17 protein-coding genes are annotated in these 22,690 nt (G+C 64.8%); 6 read left to right on the forward strand and 11 right to left on the reverse strand.

Going from position 1 to position 22,690, the window contains the following annotated elements; genetic code table 11:
* Window positions 1-232: 232 nt before the first annotated feature.
* Complete coding sequence (locus AB3147_RS01225) at window positions 233-937, forward strand: hydrolase (protein ID WP_175123867.1); 705 nt, start codon at window positions 233-235, stop codon at window positions 935-937.
* 68 nt (window positions 938-1,005) lie between these two features.
* Window positions 1,006-2,610, forward strand: a complete 1,605-nt coding sequence (locus AB3147_RS01230; protein ID WP_367351258.1) for an MFS transporter — start codon at window positions 1,006-1,008, stop codon at window positions 2,608-2,610.
* 92 nt (window positions 2,611-2,702) lie between these two features.
* On the opposite strand, the gene AB3147_RS01235 is transcribed toward AB3147_RS01230, so the two are convergent.
* A complete protein-coding gene (locus AB3147_RS01235; RefSeq protein ID WP_367351259.1) occupies window positions 2,703-2,957 on the reverse strand; it encodes a hypothetical protein in 255 nt (84 codons plus the stop codon).
* A gap of 105 nt (window positions 2,958-3,062) precedes the next feature.
* Between AB3147_RS01235 and AB3147_RS01240 the strand changes: the two genes are divergently transcribed.
* The gene (locus AB3147_RS01240; protein ID WP_367351260.1) at window positions 3,063-4,472 is read left to right on the forward strand and encodes an aminotransferase-like domain-containing protein; all 1,410 of its coding nucleotides are present in this window, start codon (window positions 3,063-3,065) and stop codon (window positions 4,470-4,472) included.
* Window positions 4,473-4,891: 419 nt separating this feature from the next.
* Here AB3147_RS01240 and AB3147_RS01245 read toward each other — a convergent pair whose 3' ends face one another.
* The 5 genes from AB3147_RS01245 to AB3147_RS01265 are packed head-to-tail and all read right to left on the reverse strand — an operon-like array spanning window position 4,892 to window position 9,984.
* Entirely contained in the window at window positions 4,892-6,181 is a 1,290-nt protein-coding gene (locus tag AB3147_RS01245; protein ID WP_367351261.1) for a TRAP transporter large permease, read from the reverse strand.
* 3 nt (window positions 6,182-6,184) lie between these two features.
* The gene (locus AB3147_RS01250; RefSeq protein ID WP_367351262.1) at window positions 6,185-6,793 is read right to left on the reverse strand and encodes a TRAP transporter small permease subunit; all 609 of its coding nucleotides are present in this window, start codon (window positions 6,791-6,793) and stop codon (window positions 6,185-6,187) included.
* Between the two features lie 16 nt (window positions 6,794-6,809).
* Window positions 6,810-7,862, reverse strand: coding sequence for a TRAP transporter substrate-binding protein (locus tag AB3147_RS01255; protein ID WP_367351263.1), 1,053 nt, complete (start codon window positions 7,860-7,862; stop codon window positions 6,810-6,812).
* Between the two features lie 59 nt (window positions 7,863-7,921).
* A complete protein-coding gene (locus AB3147_RS01260; RefSeq protein WP_367351264.1) occupies window positions 7,922-9,304 on the reverse strand; it encodes an amidase in 1,383 nt (460 codons plus the stop codon).
* On the reverse strand, window positions 9,301-9,984 hold the full coding sequence (locus AB3147_RS01265) for an RraA family protein (RefSeq protein ID WP_175123860.1): 684 nt from the start codon (window positions 9,982-9,984) through the stop codon (window positions 9,301-9,303). The genes AB3147_RS01260 and AB3147_RS01265 overlap by 4 nt, the downstream gene beginning before the upstream one ends.
* 113 nt (window positions 9,985-10,097) lie before the next feature.
* Between AB3147_RS01265 and AB3147_RS01270 the strand changes: the two genes are divergently transcribed.
* Window positions 10,098-11,030, forward strand: coding sequence for a LysR family transcriptional regulator (locus AB3147_RS01270; RefSeq protein WP_175123859.1), 933 nt, complete (start codon window positions 10,098-10,100; stop codon window positions 11,028-11,030).
* 82 nt (window positions 11,031-11,112) lie between these two features.
* On the opposite strand, the gene AB3147_RS01275 is transcribed toward AB3147_RS01270, so the two are convergent.
* From AB3147_RS01275 to msuE, 4 genes are all read right to left on the reverse strand, one after another.
* Window positions 11,113-12,111, reverse strand: a complete 999-nt coding sequence (locus AB3147_RS01275; RefSeq protein ID WP_367351265.1) for a Bug family tripartite tricarboxylate transporter substrate binding protein — start codon at window positions 12,109-12,111, stop codon at window positions 11,113-11,115.
* A gap of 293 nt (window positions 12,112-12,404) precedes the next feature.
* Window positions 12,405-13,433 (reverse strand): methionine synthase, encoded by a 1,029-nt coding sequence (locus AB3147_RS01280; RefSeq protein WP_175137100.1) that lies wholly within the window; start codon window positions 13,431-13,433, stop codon window positions 12,405-12,407.
* A 23-nt stretch (window positions 13,434-13,456) separates the two neighbouring features.
* The gene (locus tag AB3147_RS01285) at window positions 13,457-14,443 is read right to left on the reverse strand and encodes a DUF1852 domain-containing protein (protein WP_218342345.1); all 987 of its coding nucleotides are present in this window, start codon (window positions 14,441-14,443) and stop codon (window positions 13,457-13,459) included.
* 110 nt (window positions 14,444-14,553) lie between these two features.
* Window positions 14,554-15,135, reverse strand: a complete 582-nt coding sequence (gene msuE / locus AB3147_RS01290; protein WP_175123853.1) for an FMN reductase — start codon at window positions 15,133-15,135, stop codon at window positions 14,554-14,556.
* Between the two features lie 172 nt (window positions 15,136-15,307).
* Here msuE and AB3147_RS01295 point away from each other — a divergent pair, with 172 nt between their 5' ends.
* Both AB3147_RS01295 and AB3147_RS01300 read left to right on the forward strand, forming a co-directional pair.
* A complete protein-coding gene (locus tag AB3147_RS01295; protein WP_239216540.1) occupies window positions 15,308-16,219 on the forward strand; it encodes a LysR family transcriptional regulator in 912 nt (303 codons plus the stop codon).
* Window positions 16,220-16,435: 216 nt separating this feature from the next.
* A complete protein-coding gene (locus tag AB3147_RS01300) occupies window positions 16,436-17,119 on the forward strand; it encodes a response regulator transcription factor (RefSeq protein ID WP_239216539.1) in 684 nt (227 codons plus the stop codon).
* A gap of 1 nt (window position 17,120) precedes the next feature.
* Here AB3147_RS01300 and AB3147_RS01305 read toward each other — a convergent pair whose 3' ends face one another.
* Window positions 17,121-22,580: a trifunctional serine/threonine-protein kinase/ATP-binding protein/sensor histidine kinase gene (locus tag AB3147_RS01305; protein WP_367351266.1), complete on the reverse strand. Its 5,460-nt coding sequence runs from the start codon at window positions 22,578-22,580 to the stop codon at window positions 17,121-17,123.
* Window positions 22,581-22,690 lie beyond the last annotated feature (110 nt).

A 22,690-nucleotide genomic window follows, 5' to 3' on the forward strand; every position in this document is an offset into this window, starting at 1 on the left:
TGGTTGATTAAATCAACTAAAAGCATGTTCCGACTTGGTCGTTCGCTGGCGATCGAACCAGGCGCGATTCACGGCGCGGGCGACCTCGGCTTTACCGCCATCGTTCCATAAAAAGAACGATGAAGTCAAAAATCGCCATCTACCGCCCGATTGTCCCGAAGAATATAGTTCTGTTCATCGCAGCAACGCGCTGCAAGCAACACCCCAAACCTACCTCTCCAAGGACACTGAAATGACCAACGCCACCGCCAAGCTCGAAGTTCTGACCCCCGAAAACAGCCAGATCATCTTCATCGATCACCAACCGCAAATGGCCTTCGGCGTGCAGTCGATCGACCGCCAGACGCTGAAGAACAACGTCGTGGGTCTGGCCAAGGGCGCCAAGGCGTTCGACATTCCGACCATCATCACCACCGTCGAAACCGAGTCGTTCTCCGGCTACACCTACCCCGAACTGCTTGATGTCTTTCCGGAAAAGAAAGTGCTGGAACGCACCTCGATGAATTCGTGGGATGACCAGAAGGTGCGCGACCAGCTCGCCGCGAATGGCCGCAAGAAGGTGATCGTGGCCGGCCTGTGGACCGAAGTCTGCAACACCACGTTTGCGCTGTGCGCCATGCTGGAAGGCGAGTACGAGATCTACATGGTTTCCGACGCGTCGGGCGGCACGTCCAAGGAAGCGCACGACATGGCCATGCAACGCATGATCCAGGCTGGCGTGGTGCCGGTGACGTGGCAGCAAGTGCTGCTGGAATGGCAGCGCGACTGGGCCCGCCGCGATTCGTACGATGCCGTGATGGAAATCGTCAAGGAACACTCGGGCGCGTACGGCATGGGTGTGGACTACGCCTACACGATGGTGCACAAGGCCGCGCAACGTACGCAGACGAAGCATGAGGCGATCGCGCCCGTCGCTGCGCCGGTTATCGCTCGCTAAATCCCCAGGCCCGCGGCCGATGCCGCGGGCTTTTTTTCTCGTATTGACCGGCAGCCCCGGAGCCTCCCATGACGACCGCCGACACCCGCCCCGCCGACGCCCAGCCGTCCTCGCCTTTCGCCTATTCCGCCTTCTCCGTAATCTGGGTTGCCACCGTGCTGTCCAACATCGGTACCTGGATGCATGACGTGGGCGCCGGATGGCTCATGACGTCGCTGTCGCCGTCGCCGATGTTCGTGGCGCTGGTGCAGACGGCGGGCGCGCTGCCGGTCTTCCTGCTGTCGCTCCTGGCCGGCGCGCTGGCCGACACGATGGACCGCCGCAAGCTGTTGCTGATGGTGCAGATCGCCATGGGATTCATCGCCCTGGCGCTCGGTCTGGTGGTCTGGTTCGGTCTGACCACGCCGTGGGTGCTGTTGGGCTTCACGCTGCTGATGGGCATCGGCACCGCGTTGTCGGCGCCGGCCTGGCAGGCCATCGTCCCCAGCCTGGTGCCGCGTCCTTCGCTGCAGCAAGCCATCGCGACCAACAGCGTGGGCATCAACGTGAGCCGTGCGATCGGCCCGGCGCTGGCCGGCGTGCTGATCACCAGCCTGGGCGTGGCGATTCCGTTCTTCGTCAATGCGCTGAGCTTCATCGTGGTGGTGGCCGCACTGATCTGGTGGAAGCCGCCGGTTGCCGCCGAAAAGCGTCTGCCCCGCGAGCAGCTGTTTCATGCCATGCGTGCCGGCCTGCGCTTTGCGCTGCACAGCAAGCCGCTCAAGTCCACGCTGGTCCGTGCCGTCGCGTTCTTTCTGTTTGCCAGCGCCTACTGGGCCCTGCTGCCGGTGATCGTGCGCCAGGTGCTCAATGGCGGCGCCATGCTCTACGGGATCATCCTGGGCTGCGTCGGTGCGGGTGCGGTGATCGGCGCGATGGTGCTGCCGCCGCTGCGCAAGAAGCTCGGTCCTGACCGCAGCGTCATGGCGGGTACGCTGGGCACGGCGCTCACGCTGGTGGTCTTTGCGGTGATCCCGCATCCCGTGGTGGCCGGTGCGTTCAGCTTCCTGGCCGGCGCGTCGTGGATCATGGTGCTGACCTCGCTCAATGTATCGGCGCAGGTCGCCCTGCCGGACTGGGTGCGTGCTCGTGGCCTGGCGATCTTCGTGACGGTGTTCTTCGGCTCGATGACGGCGGGCAGCATGATCTGGGGCCAAACCGCGGTGTATGCCGGCGTCCCCGCCGCGATGCTGATCGCCGCCGCCGGCTCGGTGATTGCGATGCTGCTGACCCGCAAGGCCAAGCTGCAGTTGGGCGCCGACCTGGACCTCGCGCCGGCGATGCACTGGCCCGAGCCCCTGATCGATCAGCAGGTGTCGCATGACCGCGGCCCGGTCATGATCACGGTGGAATACCTGATCGATCCGGCACGCGGCACGGACTTCGTGCAAGCCATGCAGCATGCCGGCGCCGAACGCCGCCGCGATGGGGCCTACGCCTGGGGGATCTTTGAAGATGCGGCGCAGCCGGGCCGCTACCTGGAATACTTCCTGGTGACGTCGTGGCTGGAACACCTGCGCCAACATGAGCGTGTGACGCACGCCGACGCGGACCAGCAGGCCGAAGTGCGCGGTTTCCACATCGGCGATGCGCCGCCGAAGGTGTCTCACTTCGTGGCACCGCAGCAGTCCTAAGCATTGTTGTTATCGAATGCGGCTCACTCGAGCCGCATTTTTTTATGCCTGGATGCAATGCGGGGCATCATCTCGGGGTGAAGCTGATCTGCTCAACGTTCCTGAGATAGCGCCTTGAGACTTTCAAGGCGTTCCATCTCCTTCTTCTCTTTCTCTTTTCTAGCGCCTTCGCGATGCGACTTGATGGCGAGGAACATGCACACGCCCAGCACGCCGAGCTTGAACGTACCGAAGGCTAAAGGGACCCAGAAATTCATCATTTCCTCAAAACGCTGCTTGAGCAGCTTGATCGCTACGCGCGGACGCTGAACCGGACAGGAACGCGTGGAGCGAGTGCTAAAATCCATACAAGATTGCCAATTCTACTGCCAAAATCCATACAAGCAGTTGAATTGTCCGGCCCGTACCTCCTTGCCACCTGCGGAAGTGGCCAAAAACCCAAAAAATCAAACATGGCTCTCTCGCGTCGTCTGAAAAAAGCAAGCCTGTCGTGGGTGCGGCCCCTGACCCCCGGCGCGGGCTCGCGGTATCAGCAAATCGCCACGCAGATCGTCACCGCGGTGGAGGATGGAGTTCTCCGGCCGGGTGATCGCCTTCCCACGCAGCGTGAACTGGCCCAGACATTGGGCGTCGATCTCACGACCGTCACGCGGGCGTATTCGGAAGTTCGCCAGAAAGGGATTCTGGAAGCACAGGGGGCCGGCGGGACCTATGTGGCGTATGCCGGGTCGGCAACAGGCGGCACGATCGATCTGGGGATGAACATCCCGCCATTGCTCGGCAGTGCCGCCTTTTCGCAGATGCTTGCAGAAGGCAGCGGCTCGACGCAGGCCGCGGCGAGCTCGATGGATCTGATGAGCTATCACGTGGGGGCGGGAGACGCACGGCATCGTGCAGCCGGCGCGAAATGGCTGCAGCCGGTGCTGGGCAGCGTGGACACTGACCGGATCGTGGTCTGCCCCGGCGCCCAAACCGCGATCGCGGCCCTGCTTCTGGCCAGGAGCCAGGCCGGAGATGCGATTGCGTGCGATGCGCTGACCTACCCTGGCTTCCTGGCTGCGGCCCGCCTGCTGCAGCGCGTGGCCGTCGGGGTGGAGGCGGATGCATTCGGCATGGACCCCGCCGACCTCGAGCGCGTGTGCCGAAAACATCGTCCGGCAATGCTGTACTTGAATCCGACGATTCAGAACCCGACCGCACTGACGCTGTCCACTGAGCGGCGAACCGAGCTGCTGCGGGTGGCCAAGAAATTTGCGTTGCCGGTTATTGAAGATGATCCGTACTGGCTGTTGGCGGAGCAGCCGCCGAGCACGATGTTTTCGGTGGCCGCCAACACGTCGTCGACGCCGGTTTACTACGTGTCGACGCTATCGAAATGCATCGCGCCTGGCCTGCGGACCGCATACCTGGTCGTACCCGCCGGCGAGCCGTTGACGCCCGTGCTTGATGCCCTGCGCTCGCTGGCGCTGATGCCTACGCCCTGGATGACGGAGATGGCGTCGACGTGGATCGAATCGGGCGCTGCGGTGCAATGGATGGCGCAGGTCAAGCGTGAGCTGCAGCATCGGCAAGCCATTGCGGCGTCGATCCTGCCGGGAGAGATTCAGGCCGACCCGAACGGGCTGCATCTCTGGCTGCAGTTGCCGGGTCATATCGATCTGTACCGGCTGATTCAAACCGCGCTTGAACAAGGTGTGAGTGTCACGGATTCGGCGTCATTTTCGACGGGGGCGTTCAGTCCCTTGGCGCTCCGTGTGTCGTTGGGGGGCGCGATTGATCGGACACGTTTGACGCACGGGCTGAACCGGTTGGCGGACTTGCTCCGGGGCGATATGGCCGGGCGGGTTTCAGACATTGTCTGAGTTGCCGAGGCGTTCAGTCCCCGTCCTCGGCTTCAGGCCTTGCGGGAACGCCTTTAGGATTCACGAGCGGTCGATGCGCCCGCGTCGACGGCCCGTTGAATCGCCCCTTCGAATCCCGCGTGGATCGCGGCAGCGCTGCGGCGGTAGTGCCGTTGTAGTCCAGGAATTGGTGGGCCACGTCGCCGGGCTGATGGTGTTCATCGCCAAGTAACTGCGCAGCATCGCGAACCACGTCCAGTGCGGCCCGCAACGCAACGTGCTCGGGCCGCCCACGCGAAACGGCGACATCCGTGTGTTCGATTCAACTCCACGCGGTGAAGGTTAAGGCGGCCGGCTGCCTGGCGTGGGCTGCCGGCGGGACTAATGCATCTGCTCGAAAAAATGGTACTCCGCTCGAGCGTGCACCCGCCGCGCCTCGTTCACAGCGTAGCCATCTGCCCCGGCAACCACAGCGCCAGTTGCGGCACCGCCAGCAGCAGCACGATCATCAGCAACAGCATCGCCAGGAACGGCAGCACGCCCACCACCACATCCATGAACTTCCCCTGCCCGCGCACGCTATGCACCACGAAAAGATTCATGCCAAACGGCGGCGTGAGCTGGCCCATTTCGCACAGCACGATCAGCAGCACGCCGAACCACACCGGGTCATAGCCCAGCGCGATGACGATCGGCACGGTGAGCGGCGCGGTGGTGACCAGCATGGCAAGCGTGTCCATGAAGCAGCCGAGCAGGATGTAGAACAGGATGATGGCCAGCATCATGCCCAGCGGCGGCAGGTCCAGGCTGGTCACGGCATTGACCAGCAAGGTGGTGAGACCAATCGAGGACAGCACGAAGTTCAGGAAGAACGCGGCCAGCGTGATCAGGATGATCATGCCGGTGGTGCGCAGCGTGGCTTCGAAGGCGCGGCCCAGCATTTCCCAGGTCAGCACGCGCTTGTAGGCGCACAGCAAGGTGGCGGCCACCACGCCGAGCGCGGCCGACTCGCTGGCGGTGGCGATGCCGCCGTAGATCACGCCGATCACCAGCGCGAAGATCGCGAGCGGCGGCAGCAGGTGCGGCAGGGCGGCGATGCGTTCGGCCCAGGAGACCGCAGGGCGTTTGCCGGCGAGGCCCGGACGCCACAGGCACAGGCCCACGATCAGCGCGATGAACAGGCCGGTGAGCAGGATGCCCGGCAGCGTCGCGGCCAGATAGAGCTTGGGCACCGACACGTTGGCGATCAGCGCGTACACGATCATGTTGATCGAGGGCGGGATCAGGATGCCGAGCGTGCCGCCGGCCGCGATCGAGCCCAGGAACAGCGGCGCGTTGTAGCCCGACTTGCGTTGCTCCGGCAGGGCCAGCGTGGCGATGGTGGCGGCGGTGGCGACGCTTGAGCCGCTGGTCGCCGAGAACATGGCCGAGGCGCCGATGTTGGCGTTCATCAGGCCGCCCGGCAGCCACGAGACCCACTTGGACACAGCGCCATACATGCGGCCGGCGACGCCGGAATGCACCAGCAGCTCGCCCATCAGGACATACAGCGGAATCGCGACCAGCAGGAATTCGGCGCTGGTGCCCCAGGCCAGTTCACCGATAGCGTTGGTCAGTTTCAGCGGGGAATAAGCGCCGGCCAGGCTCATGCCCAGCAGGCCCACGGTGGCGGCCGCGGTCACGCTCAGCGCCAGCAGGCCGAGCAGCATGGAAATCGTCATTATCAACATGGCTCACTCCTGGGGTTGCGTGCGCGCGGGCACCGGTGCGTCAGCGGTTTCTTCTTCGATGCCCTCTTCCACCGAGTGGATGCCGATCAGCGCATTGACGGCCTGCCAGCGGCCACGCATCACGCGGCCCAGCGCGCCGGCGCCGAGCACCACGATGGTGAGCAGGAAGAACGCGTAGCCGGCGAACCAGAGCGACTGCGGGATCCATTGCGGTACTTGCAGCGGCGTGTTGGACACGGACTGGAAGGCGATGGAGTCGGCCAGCACAAACCATGCGTGCCACGTCAGTGTGCCCACGAACACGCCCAGGCAGGCCAGCGCGAACAGGTCGAGCACGACGCGCGTCTTGGCGGGCAGATGCGTGTAGACCACGTCGACCCGGATGTGCGAGCGGCGCAGCAAGGTGATGGGAAAGGCCCAGGCGCTGGCCACCGCCAGCGTGTAGCCGGCCAGCTCGTCGGCGCCGCCGAGCGAGACGCCCGCGACCTTGCGGGCGATCAGGTCGGCCACGATGAGCCAGGACACGAGCAGCAGCCCGAGGCCGCCTATCCATGCGCCGATGCGGGCCACGCGGTCGAGCAGGCGTAGCGAACCATGCGTTTCTGTTGTCATGAGATTTCCTTGAAGTTCAGCGCAGCGTCACGCCCAGGGCCTGGCCCACGGACGCGCTCCAGTTGGCGGCGCATTCCTCGCCGCAGCGCCGCGCCCAGCGGCTTGCCATCTCGGTGGCGACCTCGCGCAATGTGGCGCGCTCGGCCTCGGTGGGCGCGGTGGCCTGCATGTCGGCCTGGGTGTGGATGCGGCATTCGCCCTGCCCCGTGTTGCAGGCGAGCGCATAGTCGCCCTCGCGGCCGGTCTCGTCCCACAGGCGATCTTCCAGCACCTTCGCCTCCTTGAGCATGAACTGCTGCACGGCGGGATCCAGCTTCTGCCAGCGGCGTTCGGCGATGGCGTAAAAGCCGATGGACCAGTCGATGGGAAGCAGGTAAAGATTCTTGGCGACGTCGTACCACTTTGCGGCGTTGCCCGAGCCGATGCCGGTCACCGCGCAATCGACCACGCCGGTCTGCAGCGCGGGGATGACCTCGGCAAACGGGATGGTCACCGGCGACGCGCCCAGCGCGCGCACGTATTCGGCCATGTTGCTGCCGCGGGTGCGCACCTTGCGGCCCTTCAGATCAGCCAGGGTCTTAACCGGTGCGCGGCAGAAGAACACCTGTGCGGTGTACGGCACCGTGGCCAGCAGCCGCACGCCGTGGCGTTTGAGCATGCGCTGTTCCAGCACCGGGCGGTAAGCGGCCACCATTTTGCGCGCGGTGGCGTAGTCGGTCGCCATGCCGGGCAGGTCGACGCCTTCGAAGGTGGGGTCGTCGCCGCTGACGAAGGCGAACACGCCCATGCCGACGTCAAGCGCGCCGGCGCGCATCAGGCGCACGATCTCAGGGCCTTTCAGGCCGCTCTCGGACAGGCCGATCAGTTCGGCCGTGACCTTGCCGCCGGAGGCTTCGGGCAGGGTCTTTTCCCAGAACGGCTTTTCAACCGCGCCGAAAGTGTAGTTGTGACTGCCGCCGCCGACGACCGCAAAGTGGGTCTCAGGCAAGGCGGCGGTCTGGGCGCGGGCGGGTGCGGCGAGCGAGGTCGCGACGGCCGCCAGCAGCGCCGCCAGAATGCTTCGTTTCATGTTTTCCCCCTGTTTGTGTATGGGCACGCGCGCCGCGCGCGCTCTGCCACGGCATCGGGTTATGCCGTGGTCGCTTGCGCACGCGTGTCTGCGCGCACGCGATGCCAATCGGAATGACGCTGGAAGACCTCGGCCAGATACAGCGCCAGCCGGTCTTCGCCGCCCGGGCAGAGAATCTGCAGGCCGGTGGGCAGATCCGCGTCGTCGCGGCCGTTGGGCACCGAGACGCCGCACATCTGCAACAGATTGCCGATGCGTGTGTAGTGGACGGGCGCGTTGCCGTGATCGACCTCGTCGAGCGGCAGCGCGGTGGTGAGCGTGGTGGGCGTCAGCAGCCCCGCCACGCCCTGCAGCCGCGACTCCATCGCCGCTTGCAGGCGGTCGCGCTCGCGCAGCGCGGCGAGGTAGCGCAAGGCCGACACGTCGAGGGCAGCAAGCAGGCGAGGCCGCACCGAGTCGTCAACGGGAAGGTCGAGGTCGGTCATCTCGCGCTCGAACGACGCCACGCCTTCGGTCATCATGATGTCGCCCGTCACGGCCTTGAACTCGGACAGCGTGGCGGGCGGCGTGATTTCGACGATCTGCGCGCCAAGGCTCTGATACAGCGCGATGGATGCTTCATAGGCGCGTCGCACGGCGGGCGTGACGTCATTGAGGAACGCCTCCGGCAGACGGCCCAGCGTGGCGCCGGCAATGCCAAAGCGCGACGCGTCGAGCGGCTCACGCCACTCGCCGGGCTCAACCGGCACCAGCGCGTCGAACACCAGGCGCGCGTCCGCGGCGCTGTGCGCGAAGATACCTACGCTGTCGAGCGTCTGGCTCAGCGTGACCACGCCGTGCGACGAGATGCGGCCCACGGTCGGCTTGAAGCCCGTGATGCCGCAGTAACTGGCGGGCACGCGCACCGAGCCGCCGGTATCGGTGCCGATGGCGGCCGGCGTCAGGCGTCCCGCGACCGCAACCGCGGAGCCGCTGCTCGATCCGCCGGGGATGCGGTGTACGCGGTCATCCCACGGATTGCGCGGTGTGCCCATGTGCTGATTGGGCCCCCACGCGCCCATGGCGAACTGCACCATGTGGGTCTTGCCCAGGATGATGGCGCCGGCGCGCTGCAATTGCCGCACCAGCTCGGCCGTGTGCGAGGCAATGGTGTTGGCGTGGATGGGCGAGCCGATGGTGGTGGGCTGGCCAGCGATGTCGATCAGGTCTTTAAGTGCGATCGGCACGCCATGCAGCGGGCCAAGCCAGATGCCCTGGTCCAGTTGCAGGTCGGCTGCGCGTGCGGCGGCCAGCGCCTCGTCGGCGTATACGGCGACGTAGGCGTGCAGCCAGCCGTCGAGCGCGGCGATGCGCGCAAGGTAGTCACTCACCAGCGCTTCGGATCGCAGCTCGCGGCGGCGCAGCCGCTGCGCGAGGTCGGTGATGTCGAGGTCGATGCTCATGCGTTTGCTCCTTGGGCTGCCGCGATGGCGCGTTCGATCAGCGCGCGCGAGCCCACGATGTCAGGAAACTTCTCGCCGGCACGCAGGCGCGCCAGCGTGGTCTGCTCCTGGGTCTGGAAGTCGATAGCCTGCTGCGCGGCGGCGCGCACGGCGGCGCGATCAAGCACCAGCACGCCGTTTTCGTCGGCCAGGACGGCCGCGCCGGGCCGCACCGTGACGCCACCGCAGTGGATCGTGCCGCAGAATTCGCCCTCGTGACCCAGCAAGCGCGTGGTGATGGGAGAAGGCCCGCGCGACCACACCGGCATGCCGTGCTGGCGCAATTCGCCAAGATCGGTCACAAGGCCGTCCACGATGATGCCGGCCACGCCGGCCTGCTTGGCGGCGTAAGCCATCGCGCCGCCGAAGGCTGCGGTCACGGCCTCGCCAGCCCGGTCGATCACCAGCACGTCGCCGGGACGCACGCAGGCCATCGCATGATGCAGAATGCCGCCATCGTTGCCGGGCATGCGCACGGTCACGGCTGGCCCGGCGATGCGCACGTCCTGCTGATGTGCGCGGATGTCGCCGCGCATGAAGCCGGTGGTCTGGAAGTGCCCGATAGTGGCCGGCTCCGCCTTCAGCAACAGCGCCAGATCTTCATGCGGCAAGGCCTCGGGCATGGGATGAATCAGATACATCGCTTGTCTTCACTACAATGAAAAAGGCTCGGAAGCCGGTGAAAAAAGGTATCACGCGGGCTTTCCGGGCCAATAATCAAAGTTTCGGCGCAGTTTGAAAAAGAGTTCTTATCATGCGGATAACCCTAAGCCAGCTTGAGGCCTTTTACTGGACCGCCAAGCTGGGCAGCATCCACGCGGCCGCGCGCCATCTGCACGTGACGCAGCCGGCCGTCTCGGCCCGCATCCGCGAACTTGAAGGCGCGTTGGAGGTGCAGCTGTTTGATCGCTCGCGCCAGCGCGTGACACTGACCGATGTGGGGCAGTCGGCGTTGCGTCATGCCGAGAGCGCGTTGCACAGCACGCGCCAGCTCGAACACTTTGGCAAGGATCGCAGCCTGGGCGGCAAGTTGCGGCTGGGCGCGGACGAGTGCTCGGCGAACGTAGGCCTGACCGCGGTGATCGCACAGCTCAAGGAACACTACCCCTCGCTCGCGCTGGAGATGACGGTGGACGTGGGGTCGGTGCTCAACAGCAAGCTCAACGCGGGCGAATTAGACATGGCGCTGCTGACCAATCCGGCCACGGGCGACACCATCACCGACGTGTTCATCGGCTGGATGACGTTTCATTGGGTGGCCTCGCCCACGTTGCACATCACGGCCGATCCATTCCGCGCAGAGCACGCGCGCGGCCATCACATCGCCACGCACTCGCCGCCTTCCACGCTCTACACCGTGGTTGAAAACTGGCTGGCGTCGGGCGGTGTCGATATGTCTGGGCCCAGCACCACCAATTCGCTGGCGCTGATCTCGCGCCTGATCGCGGCGGGCCATGCCATCGGCATCCTGCCCGTGCCGCTTTTGCAGGACATGCTGACCATGGGCGTGTTGCGCGCCCTGCCCGCCGATCCGCCGATTCCGCCGGCGCGTTTCTATATCTCGTATCTGACCGCCTCGCATGGTGCGCACATCGACTCGATCGTTGACATCACGCGCGACACGCTCATGCGCCTGAACTTCCTGGCGCCCATCGACGCCGCGCCCGCGAACGCTGGACAGGCATGACAACGGGGCCGCGCTAGCGGCCCCGATCTGGCTTCAAGTGATCGCGCACGTCCTGGGCCGCCCGGACTGCGCTGCGTCACGCTCAATCGATGCGCGCGCCAGATACTCGCACGACCTCGCCCCACTTCTCTACTTCGGCATCCACCAGCGTCACGAATTGCTTGCGATCCGTAAGCTGCGGAATCACCAGGCCGACGGCGCCCAGCTTTTCCTGAATGGCGGGCGACTGCATGGCGGTGCGGGTGGCCTCGAAGAGTTGCTGGAACACCGGCGCCGGCACACCGGCCGGGGCTGACAGGCCAAACCAGTATTCGGACGAGAAACCCGGATAGCCGCTTTCCGCCACGGTGGGCGTATCGGGATAGGTGGGATTGCGCTTGGCGCTGCCAATGGCAAGCGCGCGCAGCTTGCCGGCGCGCACGTGCGGCAGCGCCGTGTCCTGATTGACGAACAGCACATCCACGCGACCCGCCAGCACGTCGTTGATGGCAGCCGAGCCGCCGTTGTAGGGCACATGCATGATGTCGAGCTTGGCGCGCTGCTTGAGCATTTCCATGCCCAGATGGCCGGTGGTGCCGTTGCCCGACGAGGCGTAGGAGTATTTGCCGGGCTCTTTTTGCACCAGCGCGACGAACTCGGCCAGCGTCTTGGCCGGAAACCCGGGTGCGGTCCCCAGCACGTCGGCGCCGAAGGCCAGGATCGCGATCTGGTCGAGCTGATCGAGCTTGTAGGGCAGCTTGCTATAGAGGCCCTGGTTGGTGGCGATGCCCACGCCCGACACGAGCAGCGTGTGGCCGTCGGGGCGCGCCTGGGTCACGTACGCGGTGCCGATGTTGCTGTTGGCGCCGCCCTTGTTCTCGACCACGATGGTGGTCTTGAGCGCCTTGCCCATCTCGGAGGCGAGCAGGCGGCCGATGAAGTCGGTGCCTCCGCCGGCGGGGAACGGCACGACCAGGCTGATGGGCTTGTCGCCCGGGAAGTCCGCGGCCTGGACTGGCGCGGCGGTCATGCCCAGCGCCAACCCGGCGATCAGCGCCGGCGCCATCAACTTCAAGAACGTGCTGCGAACGGACGATGCCATCCCTGCCTTGCGGCATGCTTTTCCCACGGCGTGCATGGTGTGATTCCCTTGAGTGTTATGAAGCGAGCTTTGAATTGCAGGGAAAAATTAGCACGCGGGTTCGGGCGGCAAGTAATCACAATTGGCCGCTGATTTGAGAGATTTTTCTTATTACGGGTAATCCCGGCGTGGGTTGTCGGGTCGGTTGGAACCAGGGTCGCTGGACGAAAAAAAGGGGTCGCTCAACCATGAACGGACCCCTTTCCATTGCGCGCGGCGACGCTATCCCGCCGCGCCGCCTGCTGCCTGCTTCATCAGCCCGCCAGTTCCCGGCGAATGATCTCCGCACCCGCGCTCAGCGCATTCAACTTGCCCTTGGCCACCGCACGCGGCAACGGCGCCATGCCGCAGTTGGTGCACGGGTACAGCTTGTCGGCGTCCACGAACTTGAGCGCCGTGCGCAGCGTGTTGGCGACTTCTTCCGGGGTTTCGACGGTGTGATTGGCCACGTCGATGGCGCCGACCATCACCTTCTTGCCGCGAATCAGTTCGATCAGGTCGATGGGCACGTGCGAGTTATGGCATTCCAGCGAGACGATGTCGATGCTGGACTTCTGCAGCTTGGGGAACGATTCCTCGTACTGGCGCCATTCCGAACCCAGCGTCTTCTTCCAGTCGGTGTTGGCCTTGATGCCGTAGCCGTAGCAGATGTGCACGGCGGTTTCGCACTTGAGGCCTTCGATGGCGCGTTCCAGCGTCGCGACGCCCCAGTCGTTCACTTCGTCGAAGAAGACGTTGAACGCAGGTTCGTCGAACTGGATGATGTCGACGCCGGCGGCTTCGAGTTCGCGGGCCTCCTGGTTCAGGATCTTCGCGAATTCCCAGGCCAGCTTTTCGCGGCTCTTGTAGTGGGCGTCGTACAGCGTGTCGATCATGGTCATGGGACCGGGCAGCGCCCATTTGATCGGCTGTTTGGTCTGCCGGCGCAGGAACTTGGCGTCTTCGACGAAGACGGGCTTCTGGCGGCTGACGGCGCCGACGACGGTGGGCACGCTGGCGTCATAGCGGTCGCGGATGCGGACGGTTTCGCGTTTTTCGAAGTCAACGCCGTCCAGATGCTCGATGAACGTGGTGACGAAGTGCTGACGCGTCTGTTCGCCGTCGCTGACGATGTCGATGCCGGCCAGTTCCTGTTCCTTCAGCGCGAGGATCAGGGCGTCCTGCTTGCCTTCGGTCAGTTGTTCGTCTTGCAGGCTCCAGGGCGACCAGAGCTTTTCGGGCTGGGCCAGCCAGGAGGGTTTGGGCAGGCTGCCGGCGGTCGAGGTGGGCAAAAGCTTTTTCATGGCGGGTGTCCGTCTGTGTTCGTTTATTGGTGAGAGTGGCTGGCAGCCCATTGATCAAGCACGTGCTTGTACGGCTTGATGAAGTGCGCCTCGGCAAACTTGCCCTGTTTGACGGCCAGCTGGCTGCGTTCGACGCGGTCGTACACGATCTGCGTCAGCGAGTAATCCTGGTTTTTCAGGCTGGGTTGATAGCGCTTTCCGGCCGCGGAATTGGCGTTGTAGATTTCGGGGCGGTAGATGCGCTGGAACGCTTCCATCGTGCTGATGGTGCCGATCAGCTCAAGATTGGTGTAGGCGCCCAGCAGGTCGTCCTGGAAATAAAACGCCAGCGGCGCAACGCTGTTCGGCGGCATGAAGTAGCGCACTTGCAGCCCCATCTTCTCGAAGTACTGATCGGTCGGCGAGAATTCGCTTTGCTGATATTCCACGCCCAGGATCGGGTGGTGGTTGTCGGTGCGGTGATAGGTCTTGCTGCTGGAAACGCTGATGCAGATGACCGGCGGCTTCTTGAAGTTTGCCTTGTAGGCCTCGGATTCAACGAAGTGCTTGAACAGCTTGCCGTGCAGGTCGCCGAAATCGTCCGGCGTGCTGAACGTGGATTTGTTGTCGTTGTATTCGGGCAGCAACACGCTGAAGTCGTAGTCGCGCACGTAGGACGAGAAGTTATTCCCGACGATGCCGTCGATGCGGTTGCCGGTCTTCTTGTCGACGATGTTGGTCTTCAGCACCTCGATCAGCGGAAACGCATTGGCATTGCCGTTTGCGCCCAGCGTCATCTCGGCGGTGATGATGTCAAGCTCAACGGAATAACGATCGCCCGTGGGGTTGTCCCAATGCGCCAGGTCATTGAAACGGCTGTCGATCATCTTCAGCGTGTTGCGCAGATTCTGCTCGCGGCTTTCGCCTCGGGCCAGATTGGCGAAGTTGGTCGTGATGCGCGTGCTGTCCGACGGCTGATAGTTTTCATCGAAGCGAAGGCTTTTGATGCTGAAGGTGAAGTCTTTGTTCATGATGGTCGGATGCAAAAGTGCTGCGATAAGCGTGAATTCAGGGTGAACGGGGCCGGCGTTCGCGGAGGCGTTTCTGCGCGGCTTGCTGTGAAAGCCGCTGGGCCTGGGCTTCAGGCCGCGATGGCTTCCACGGCCGCGGCAGATCGCATCTGCCGGGTCAGTTCGACCAGCGGCAGTGCGCGTTGGACGGCCAGTCCGGCACGCTCAATCAGCGCGTCGTTCTTAAGCCGGTAGTCGACGAAGTCCTCGTCGGTGGCGTAGATGCCGAGCGGCAGCGTGCGCGCCTGAAAGAAGCTGAACAACGGCCGCAACTGGTGGTCGATGATCAGCGCATGGCGTTGGCTGCCGCCGGTGGCGGCCAGGAGGACCGGCTTGTCGATCAGCGCGTCCTGATGAATGAAATCGAAGAAATGCTTGAACAGGCCGGTATAAGAGCCGCGATAGACGGGCGTTGCCACCACCAGGACATCGGCTTGCTCCACCGCGGTCAACTCGCGCTCGACCGAGTCGGGCAAGTTCGAGCGCCACGTCGCGCCGGCAAGCTGCGGGGCGATCCGGCCCATTTCGACCAGGCGGGGTTCGCAGGGAATTTCATTGGCGATCAGCGTCAGCAGTTCCTCTGCCAGGGCGGTGGTCCTGGAGGGACGTTGCATGCCGCCGGAAACGGCGACCAAGCGTAGGGGGTGTGTCATCTTTGCTTCCATGAAGCCAATCGGCGCGGAGGGAGTCGACTTGCCATGGAACGTGCGTGTTGATCTGGTCAACGTGCGGAACACAGCGGCAAACAAGAACGCAATGCTAAATATCAAAATCCATGACGTAAAATGGTTTTATTTCACAAATCCATGAATCTAGATCATAAGAATGCTTGAACGTATCCATCTGAGCATCGTCCAGCAGGTCGAAAAACAGGGTTCGTTGACGGCCGCGGCTGGCGTGCTGAACCTGACCCAGTCGGCGCTGAGCCACAGCATGAAGAAGCTGGAGGTGCAGCTCGGCACCGATATCTGGCTGCGTGAGGGAAGACGTTTGCGCCTGACGCAGGCGGGCCAATATCTGCTGGCGGTGGCGAACCGGGTGCTGCCGCAGCTGGACCTGGCCGAAGAGCGGCTGGGCCAGTTTGCCCAGGGCGAACGCGGCGCGCTGCGCATCGGCATGGAATGCCACCCATGCTATCAGTGGCTGCTCAAGGTGGTGGCGCCGTATCTGGCCGCGTGGCCGGACGTGGATGTGGACGTCAAACAGAAGTTCCAATTCGGCGGCATTGGCGCGCTCTTCGGCTACGAGATCGACCTGCTGGTCACCCCCGATCCGCTGTTCAAGCCGGGGCTGAAGTTCGAACCCGTGTTTGATTACGAGCAGGTGCTGGTCGTGGCCAAGGGCCATCCGCTGGCGTCGGTTTCCTACGTGAAGCCCGAGCAACTGACGCAGGAAGTGCTCATCAGCTATCCCGTCGATATCGAACGGCTGGACATCTACAACCAGTTCCTCTTGAAGGCCGGCGTCACGCCCAAGCGGCACAAGGCGATCGAGACCACCGACATCATGCTGCAGATGGTGGCCAGCGGCCGCGGCGTGGCCGCGCTGCCGCGTTGGCTGGTCGAGGAGTACGCCGTCAAGATGGATCTGGTGCCGGTGCGCTTGGGTCCGCGCGGTATTCCCAAGCAGATCTTCCTGGGGTCGCGCGAGGCGGACGACGCCCTGGATTACCAGCGGGCGTTTATCGAGATGGCGCGTCAGCCTGCCGCAGCGAAGGCCGTCACGCCGGACATCTAACGGGGACACATGAGCGGGTGGGCTTGGCATCCCTTCATCTCCTTAGCGAAAAGAAGAAGTGAGGCTCCTGGCGGGAAAATCTGCAGGGCGGCTCCGGCCGCCCGCAGTTAAAGGGGACAAATCTCAACGCTTAAACTCGCAGCATTTGTATCTGGTGGCTGCCCTATGAGGCATGCGACGCAAGCATTGCGCCGCGCCCCGCAAGGAGTCATAGCGTTGAACATTCAAAAATCCGGCGCGCCCTCTGCGATTGTGTACATCGTGGACGATCACGCCGAGGTCAGCGACTCGCTGTTTCGCTTGCTGTCGTCCATCGGGATCTACGCCGAAACCTTCGACTCGATCAGTGCCTTTCAGGCGGCGGCGCGGCCGCCGGTGCCTTCCTGTCTGATTCTGGATCTGCAATTGTCGGATGGTGACGGCCTGGCATTGCAGGCGCGTATGCGTGAACTGGGCGATCACATTCCCATCGTGGTGGTCACGGGCTTTGGCGATATCCGCCAGACAGTCAAGGCCATGAAGGCCGGCGCCATCGATTTCCTGGAAAAGCCCATTTCCGAGCAGCGGCTGCTGGATTCCGTGCACCGCGCACTGGAGTCGGACGTCGCACGCCGCGCAAAGGAGCAGGAGTTCGAAAAGGTCATGGCGCTTTATCGCTCGTTGACCGCGCGCGAGCAGCAGGTGATCGAGTTGATCGCGTCCGGCTGCCTGAACAAGGAAGTCGCCGAGCAGTTGGGGATCAGCGAAGTGACGGTCAAGGCGCACCGGGCCAGCGCGTACCGGAAGATGCAGGCGCGCAGCTTTGCCCAGCTGGTGCAGATGATCATGAAGGTCAATCCGCGCGTCGCCGCGCACGCGCCGGCCTCGCGCGACGATGCCGAGGCGGGCGACGGCGAATGACTCAAGCCTGCGCGGGCAGCGAAAAATAGAACACCGCGCCCGCCGGGCTGTTGGGCCGCGCCCACATCTGGCCGTGATGCAGCTGGATGATCTCGCGGCAGATGGCAAGACCCATTCCCAGGCCCTTTGTCTTGGTGGTGAAGAAGGGATCGAACAGTTTCTTCACCGACGCCGCGTCGATGCCGCTGCCGGTATCCAGCACCTCCACAAGCACTTCGTCGTCTGAGGTAAGCCGGGTGACGACAGTCAGTTGCCGCGCAGAGGGCTCGTGCTTCATGGCGTCGACCGCGTTGACATACAGGTTGAGCAGGACCTGCTGCAGCTGAACGCGGTCCCCGGACGTGTGCAGCGCTCCATCAGCCAGGTCCAGGATCACTTGGACGTCGCTGCAATCGAGCTCGCTGCGCAGCAGCGTCAGCGTTTCCTTCACGAGCCCGTTCAGTTCGATCGGACCAAAGGCCGCCGGCGCCTTCTTGATCAGCGCGCGTACCCCCGAAATGATTGAACCGGCACGTTGGCCGCTGCGTACGATGCGGCGCAGGGACTCGGCGACTTCTTCGGTGTTGGGCGGGGTGCGCGCAATCCAGTTCAGCGCGGCCTGCGCTTCTGTCAACACGGCCGACACCGGCTGGCTGACATCGTGCGCGATGGATGCCGTCATCGCGCTGACGGTAGTCATGCGCGTGACGTGCGCGAGATCCGATTGAATCTGCTGCATCTTGGCCTCTGCCGCCTTGCGTTCGGACAGGTCCAGGACAAACGACACGCCCTGGTTGTCGTCGGCGGCGAACCGGGCGGAGCCCAGCAGCACGGGCACGCGGCGGCCATCCTTGCGGATCAGTTCGGTCTCGACCGGCTCGGCGGTCTCGCGCAGCAACAGTTCATGCAGCGACACAGCGCCGCTGCGTGACACCAGCGCCGTCCATCGCAGCCGGCCCGCGCCCACGTCCTCGCGGTCGTAGCCGGTCATGGACAGGAACAGGTCATTGGCTTCCAGCACTTGTCCGTCGTCGCGCCAGAACCAGATGCCGATGATGTTGGCTTCGACCAACCGCTGTATCCGGGCCTCGCGCTGCGCCAGATCGCGATACAGGCGCGCGCGTTCGATGGCAATGGCGGCTTGCGATGCCAGCAGGCGCAGCACGGCGGTCCGGTGCGGCGCGAATACGCCGCGCGCCAGGGTGTTTTCCAGGTACAGCACGCCGATGGATTTGGACTGGGTGGTCAACGACAGGCACAACACGGACGGCAGCCGCGCGGCGCGCACGTACGGGTCGCCGGTGAACGCGCCCGTCGCCCACGCGTCGTCGAGGACGATGGTCTCGCCGGTCCGCCAGCCGTAGTTCACGATCTGCTGCGGCAGACCGGCTTCGTCCAGCGATTGGGCGCGCTGGCTGATCGTCACGGAATCGCCGGATGTGGTCGCGATGGCGCGGGCATACAGTTCGCCGTCGGATTGCAAGACAAGCACGCCACGCGTGGCGCCGGCTTGTTCCAGCGCGATCTTCATCAGCTTGTCCAGCAAGGTCTGCAAGTCCAGCGCGCTGGCCAGCGCGCGGGAGATGTCGATGACGGTGGCCAGATCCAGGCTTTCTACCGGGGTTTCGATGGTGGAGCCCTGCGCGGCGCTGCGGCGGTCCACGAACAGCGTGGGATACAGGGCGTCGATCTGCCTGACCTTGCCCGACGCGCCCCAGTGCTGGTAGCACGCGCGTGCATGTTGCAGATACGTGTGCGCAATGCGCTGCTGGCCGCGGCCCTCGAAAAAGCGCGCGGCGCATTCATTGGCCAGTCCTTCGACGTGCACGAGGCCGTGGTCGCTGGCGCAGTGGATGGCGTCGTCGTAGCGTTGCATCGCGTCCAGCACGTCGCCATTCAGTCGCGCGACTTCGGCGTCGATCAGCAGTTGCTGGCTCTGGAAGTTGGACGGGCTGGATGCGGCCCACGGACGGAGCTTCTCAAGATGGACCTTTACGGCGGCCAGCGCCGCGGCGCGTTCCGAAGGACACGCCGGTACGGGACACCAGGCGCGGGCCAACGCGGAATAGAAGTGGAATTCCATCTCCTCGATGAACGCCAGCGACGTCCAGACGAACGCGGAGGCTTCCTGGCTGGCGCGCACGGCGCTGGTGAAATCGCCAGCGAAAACCCGGGCCTGAAGCTTGCGCAGGTAGTGCCAGCAGGCCGTGACGTTCCGGCCGGGCTCGGCCTGGATCTTCCGTTCGAATTCAGCCTCGCTGAAACCGGCGTCGTCCAGCGTGCCGAATTGCGTCGTGAGACCCTGCAGCATCTTGGTCAGCTGAAGCTGCGACGTATACCGGTCCAGGACTTCAAGACCCGCCTTGCGCGCGAAGGCGAGGCCGCGGCTGGCGTCGGCGCGGATGGTGTTCAGCGCGCCGCCGGTGGCCAGCATGTGCGTGACCATACTGTTCAGCGCGAAGGACGCATAGGTCCAGTCGCCCTGCAGGCTGGCCAGTTCGAAGGCGGTTTGCAGCAGGTCGCGCGCCTGGCTGACGGGCTGCGACCACGGCACGATCTGGCCGCCGAACACCTGATAGACCCGCGCGCTGAAACGGACCTGTCCGCGCTGCTGGACCAGATCGACGCCCAGCTTGCCGAAGGCGTAGCCGTCTGCGTAGTCGCCGGTGCGCGCGGCCAGGATCATGCCCAGCCACGCGTAACCCAGGCTGGATGCATCCGTATTGCCATGGCGCAGGCTCAGGTTGGCCATGCGCAGAATGACGCGCTCGCGCAGATTCGCAAAGAGCGTCCAGGCCGGGGGCAGCAGCGCGGTCAGGACGCCCATCGTGCCTTCCGCGTCGGCGTCCTGCATCTCTGGGAGGCCGAGCAGGGCAGCCGCAGGCCGGCCGTCGCGCAGCGTATTGAACTCGGCGTACTCGCTGGAGACGGCTTCATCGGACGGGCTATCCGTCCAGTCGATGCCGGCGCGGCGCAGGTAGTGCAGCCCGGCGTCAATGGCCTCGTGCCGCTCGCCTAGCGCCATGAATACTTCCACGCGCAACTGTGTCACGCGGGCCAGTTCCGGCAATGGCCCCTCGCGCTCTCCCAGCCGGGCCAGCCGATGCTTGGCGCTCGCCACCGCGCCCCTGCGGAACTCGCATTCCGCGCGGGTGATCTCGATGGTGAAGGCCAGCGCCGGTTGATGCTGCCTGCCGTCGTCGGACAGGAACGCCGAGGCGGCCTCCAGATATCGGATGGCCGCGGAATAGTCGGCGGTGTCCTTGGCCAGCGCGCCGGCCAGGGCGTTCAGATGGGCAAGCCGGACGCGTTCTTCCTGGCTGTGCACCAGTTGCCATGCCCGGTTGAACTGGTCGACCAGTTCAAATGCCTGCGCCTTCAGTTGTTCAGGTTCGAGGTCCTGCGCAAGCCGCCGGCCGATCGCCAGGTGCGTGGCCGCGCGCTGCCGTTCGGGAATCAGCGCATAGCTGGCCGCCTGCACGCGGTCGTGCGGAAAGCGGCACACGTCGCCGGTCCGGAACACGAGGCTCTGCCGCTCGCATTCGCGCATGGCGCTGGCCACGTCGAGTCGCGGCCAGTCCAGCGCGAGCGCAAGCTTGTCGAGCGACGTGTCATGTCCCAGGCAGGCCATGTGTTGAATGGCTTCGCGGCTGTCCGCCGGCAACCGCTCGACCTGCTGGATGATGATGCCGACCACGTTGTCGGTATAGGCCTGTTCGCGGATGGCGTCCGCATCCCAGATCCAGCGCTGGCGGCGCGGGTCGTAGTGCAGCAGTCCCTCGGCCGCAAGCGTGGCCAGGAAGCGAAGCATGAAGCACGGATTGCCGGCCGTCTTGGCCTGCACCAGGCTGACCAGCGGATCGATCCACGGCGACTTGCTTTGCAGCGCATCGGCGATCAGGCGGGCGGAATCGCGCTCGTGCAGGTTGGTGAGCGCAATCTCGGTCAGGGGAATCGTGTTGGCGCGCAGGCTGTCAATGAAGGCGGCGAGCGCGTGGCGCGGCGTTATGTCTTCGGCGCGGTACACGCCCACGACCAGGATGTTCTGCAGATCCATCTGCGCCAGCTGTTCAATGACGCGCAGCGTGGCGGCGTCGGTCGACTGCAGGTCGTCCAGGAACAGGATCAGCGGATGGCCTGGCGACGAGAACGCGCAGAACAGATGCTGAAAGGCCAGGCGCAACCGCGCCTTGGCGTCGCCTTCGGCCAGCAGGCCCGACGCGTCCGGCACGATCATCGCCAGTTCGGGAATCAACGCGAGCAAGCTGTCGCCGCCCGCGGAGACCACCACGCGCAGCTTTTCGCGCCACTCGCCCAGATCGCTCTCGTTCTTGGCAAGCACGGCCTGAAGCAGGCCTCGCGCCGCCTCGACCAGCGCGGCGTAGGGACCGGCGTGGCTGTGAGGATCGCCCTTGCCCTTGGCGAGCAGGGTGTACTGGCTGCCGACGACGCGATGCAGTTCTTCGATGAGGATGGACTTGCCGACGCCCGGTTCGCCGGAGATCAGCACCACTTCGGCGCGGCCCGATCCCGCCACCCGGCCCATGGCGCCGAGCAGGATGTCCAGCTCGGTGCCCCGGCCGTACAGCGTGGCCGGCACGCGCACGCGCCCGGGGTGATCGTAGCGGCCCAGCACGAAGTCCGGGGCGGCGCTGGGGCCGGCCGTCAGCGTGGTCAGGCAGCACTGCAGATCCGCGGCAAGCCCTTCCGCCGTCTGGTACCGGTCGTCCGCCGATTTCTCGAGCAGCTTCATGACGATGGCCGAGAGCTCGGCGCAGATGCCGGGGTTGCGTTCGGCGGGCGCCACGGGCAGGCGCGCCGTATGGCTGTGCAGCCAGGTCAGCGCCGATTCGGCTTGGAACGGAAGCTCGCCGGTCAAGGCTTCGTAGAAGACGACGCCCAGCGAATACAGATCGGATCGCGCGTCGGCGCGGTGGCCGGAGCGGCCGGACTGTTCGGGGGCCATGTAGGCCGGGGTGCCGACGATGTCGCCCGGCGTTGAGGCGGGCGCCGTCTGATAGGCGCCGAGTGGCGTGGAAAACGAAAAGCCGGTCAGGTGAGCGGCGCCGTCCTGCTCGTTGAACAGAATGTGCGCCGGCTTGAGATTCCGATGGATCAGCCCGGCGCTGTGCATCTTGCCCAGCGACATCGACACCGCGATGGCGAAGCGGAGAAATGCCGGGGCGGGCATCGCCCGCGAGTGGTGCATGGCCAGCGGTTGTCCGCCGGGATCCTGCAGGTACAGGACGGTGGAGCCGCCGACGCGCGCCAGCTCGGTCGGCACGGCCGCCCAGGCCGGATGCAGGTAGTCGCGCAGGCCGTATTCCTGTTCCAGGAGGTGCCGCGCGCACTCCGAGCTGTCGTTCGGCCTGAGCCAGACGGCCAGCTTCGAGGCGCCGCGCCCGAAGACCCGGTCGCCATCCACCCACAGAACCTCGAAGCGGGCTCCGTTGACTGCCTCGAAGCGAGGAGCGCTATCCATGTCACACCTAAGCCGCGGCCTCTCGGCGCGCGGCATCAAAATCCCTGTCGGCGCAATTCTAGTCAGGAATCATGCTTCGCTTGTAACGGTGTGTGCGGGCAGCGCCGGTC

It is taken from the genome of Achromobacter animicus (genome assembly GCF_040775605.1).
Lineage (GTDB): Bacteria > Pseudomonadota > Gammaproteobacteria > Burkholderiales > Burkholderiaceae_B > Achromobacter > Achromobacter animicus.

Bases quoted from the DNA above. Each gene is read 5' to 3' on its own strand.
- AB3147_RS01225 (WP_175123867.1), top strand. From the start codon at position 233: ATGACCAACGCCACCGCCAAGCTCGAAGTTCTGACCCCCGAAAACAGC.
- AB3147_RS01230 (WP_367351258.1), top strand. From the start codon at position 1,006: ATGACGACCGCCGACACCCGCCCCGCCGACGCCCAGCCGTCCTCGCCT.
- AB3147_RS01235 (WP_367351259.1), bottom strand. From the start codon at position 2,957: ATGGATTTTAGCACTCGCTCCACGCGTTCCTGTCCGGTTCAGCGTCCG.
- AB3147_RS01240 (WP_367351260.1), top strand. From the start codon at position 3,063: ATGGCTCTCTCGCGTCGTCTGAAAAAAGCAAGCCTGTCGTGGGTGCGG.
- AB3147_RS01245 (WP_367351261.1), bottom strand. From the start codon at position 6,181: ATGTTGATAATGACGATTTCCATGCTGCTCGGCCTGCTGGCGCTGAGC.
- AB3147_RS01250 (WP_367351262.1), bottom strand. From the start codon at position 6,793: ATGACAACAGAAACGCATGGTTCGCTACGCCTGCTCGACCGCGTGGCC.
- AB3147_RS01255 (WP_367351263.1), bottom strand. From the start codon at position 7,862: ATGAAACGAAGCATTCTGGCGGCGCTGCTGGCGGCCGTCGCGACCTCG.
- AB3147_RS01260 (WP_367351264.1), bottom strand. From the start codon at position 9,304: ATGAGCATCGACCTCGACATCACCGACCTCGCGCAGCGGCTGCGCCGC.
- AB3147_RS01265 (WP_175123860.1), bottom strand. From the start codon at position 9,984: ATGTATCTGATTCATCCCATGCCCGAGGCCTTGCCGCATGAAGATCTG.
- AB3147_RS01270 (WP_175123859.1), top strand. From the start codon at position 10,098: ATGCGGATAACCCTAAGCCAGCTTGAGGCCTTTTACTGGACCGCCAAG.
- AB3147_RS01275 (WP_367351265.1), bottom strand. From the start codon at position 12,111: ATGGCATCGTCCGTTCGCAGCACGTTCTTGAAGTTGATGGCGCCGGCG.
- AB3147_RS01280 (WP_175137100.1), bottom strand. From the start codon at position 13,433: ATGAAAAAGCTTTTGCCCACCTCGACCGCCGGCAGCCTGCCCAAACCC.
- AB3147_RS01285 (WP_218342345.1), bottom strand. From the start codon at position 14,443: ATGAACAAAGACTTCACCTTCAGCATCAAAAGCCTTCGCTTCGATGAA.
- msuE (WP_175123853.1), bottom strand. From the start codon at position 15,135: ATGACACACCCCCTACGCTTGGTCGCCGTTTCCGGCGGCATGCAACGT.
- AB3147_RS01295 (WP_239216540.1), top strand. From the start codon at position 15,308: ATGCTTGAACGTATCCATCTGAGCATCGTCCAGCAGGTCGAAAAACAG.
- AB3147_RS01305 (WP_367351266.1), bottom strand. From the start codon at position 22,580: ATGGATAGCGCTCCTCGCTTCGAGGCAGTCAACGGAGCCCGCTTCGAG.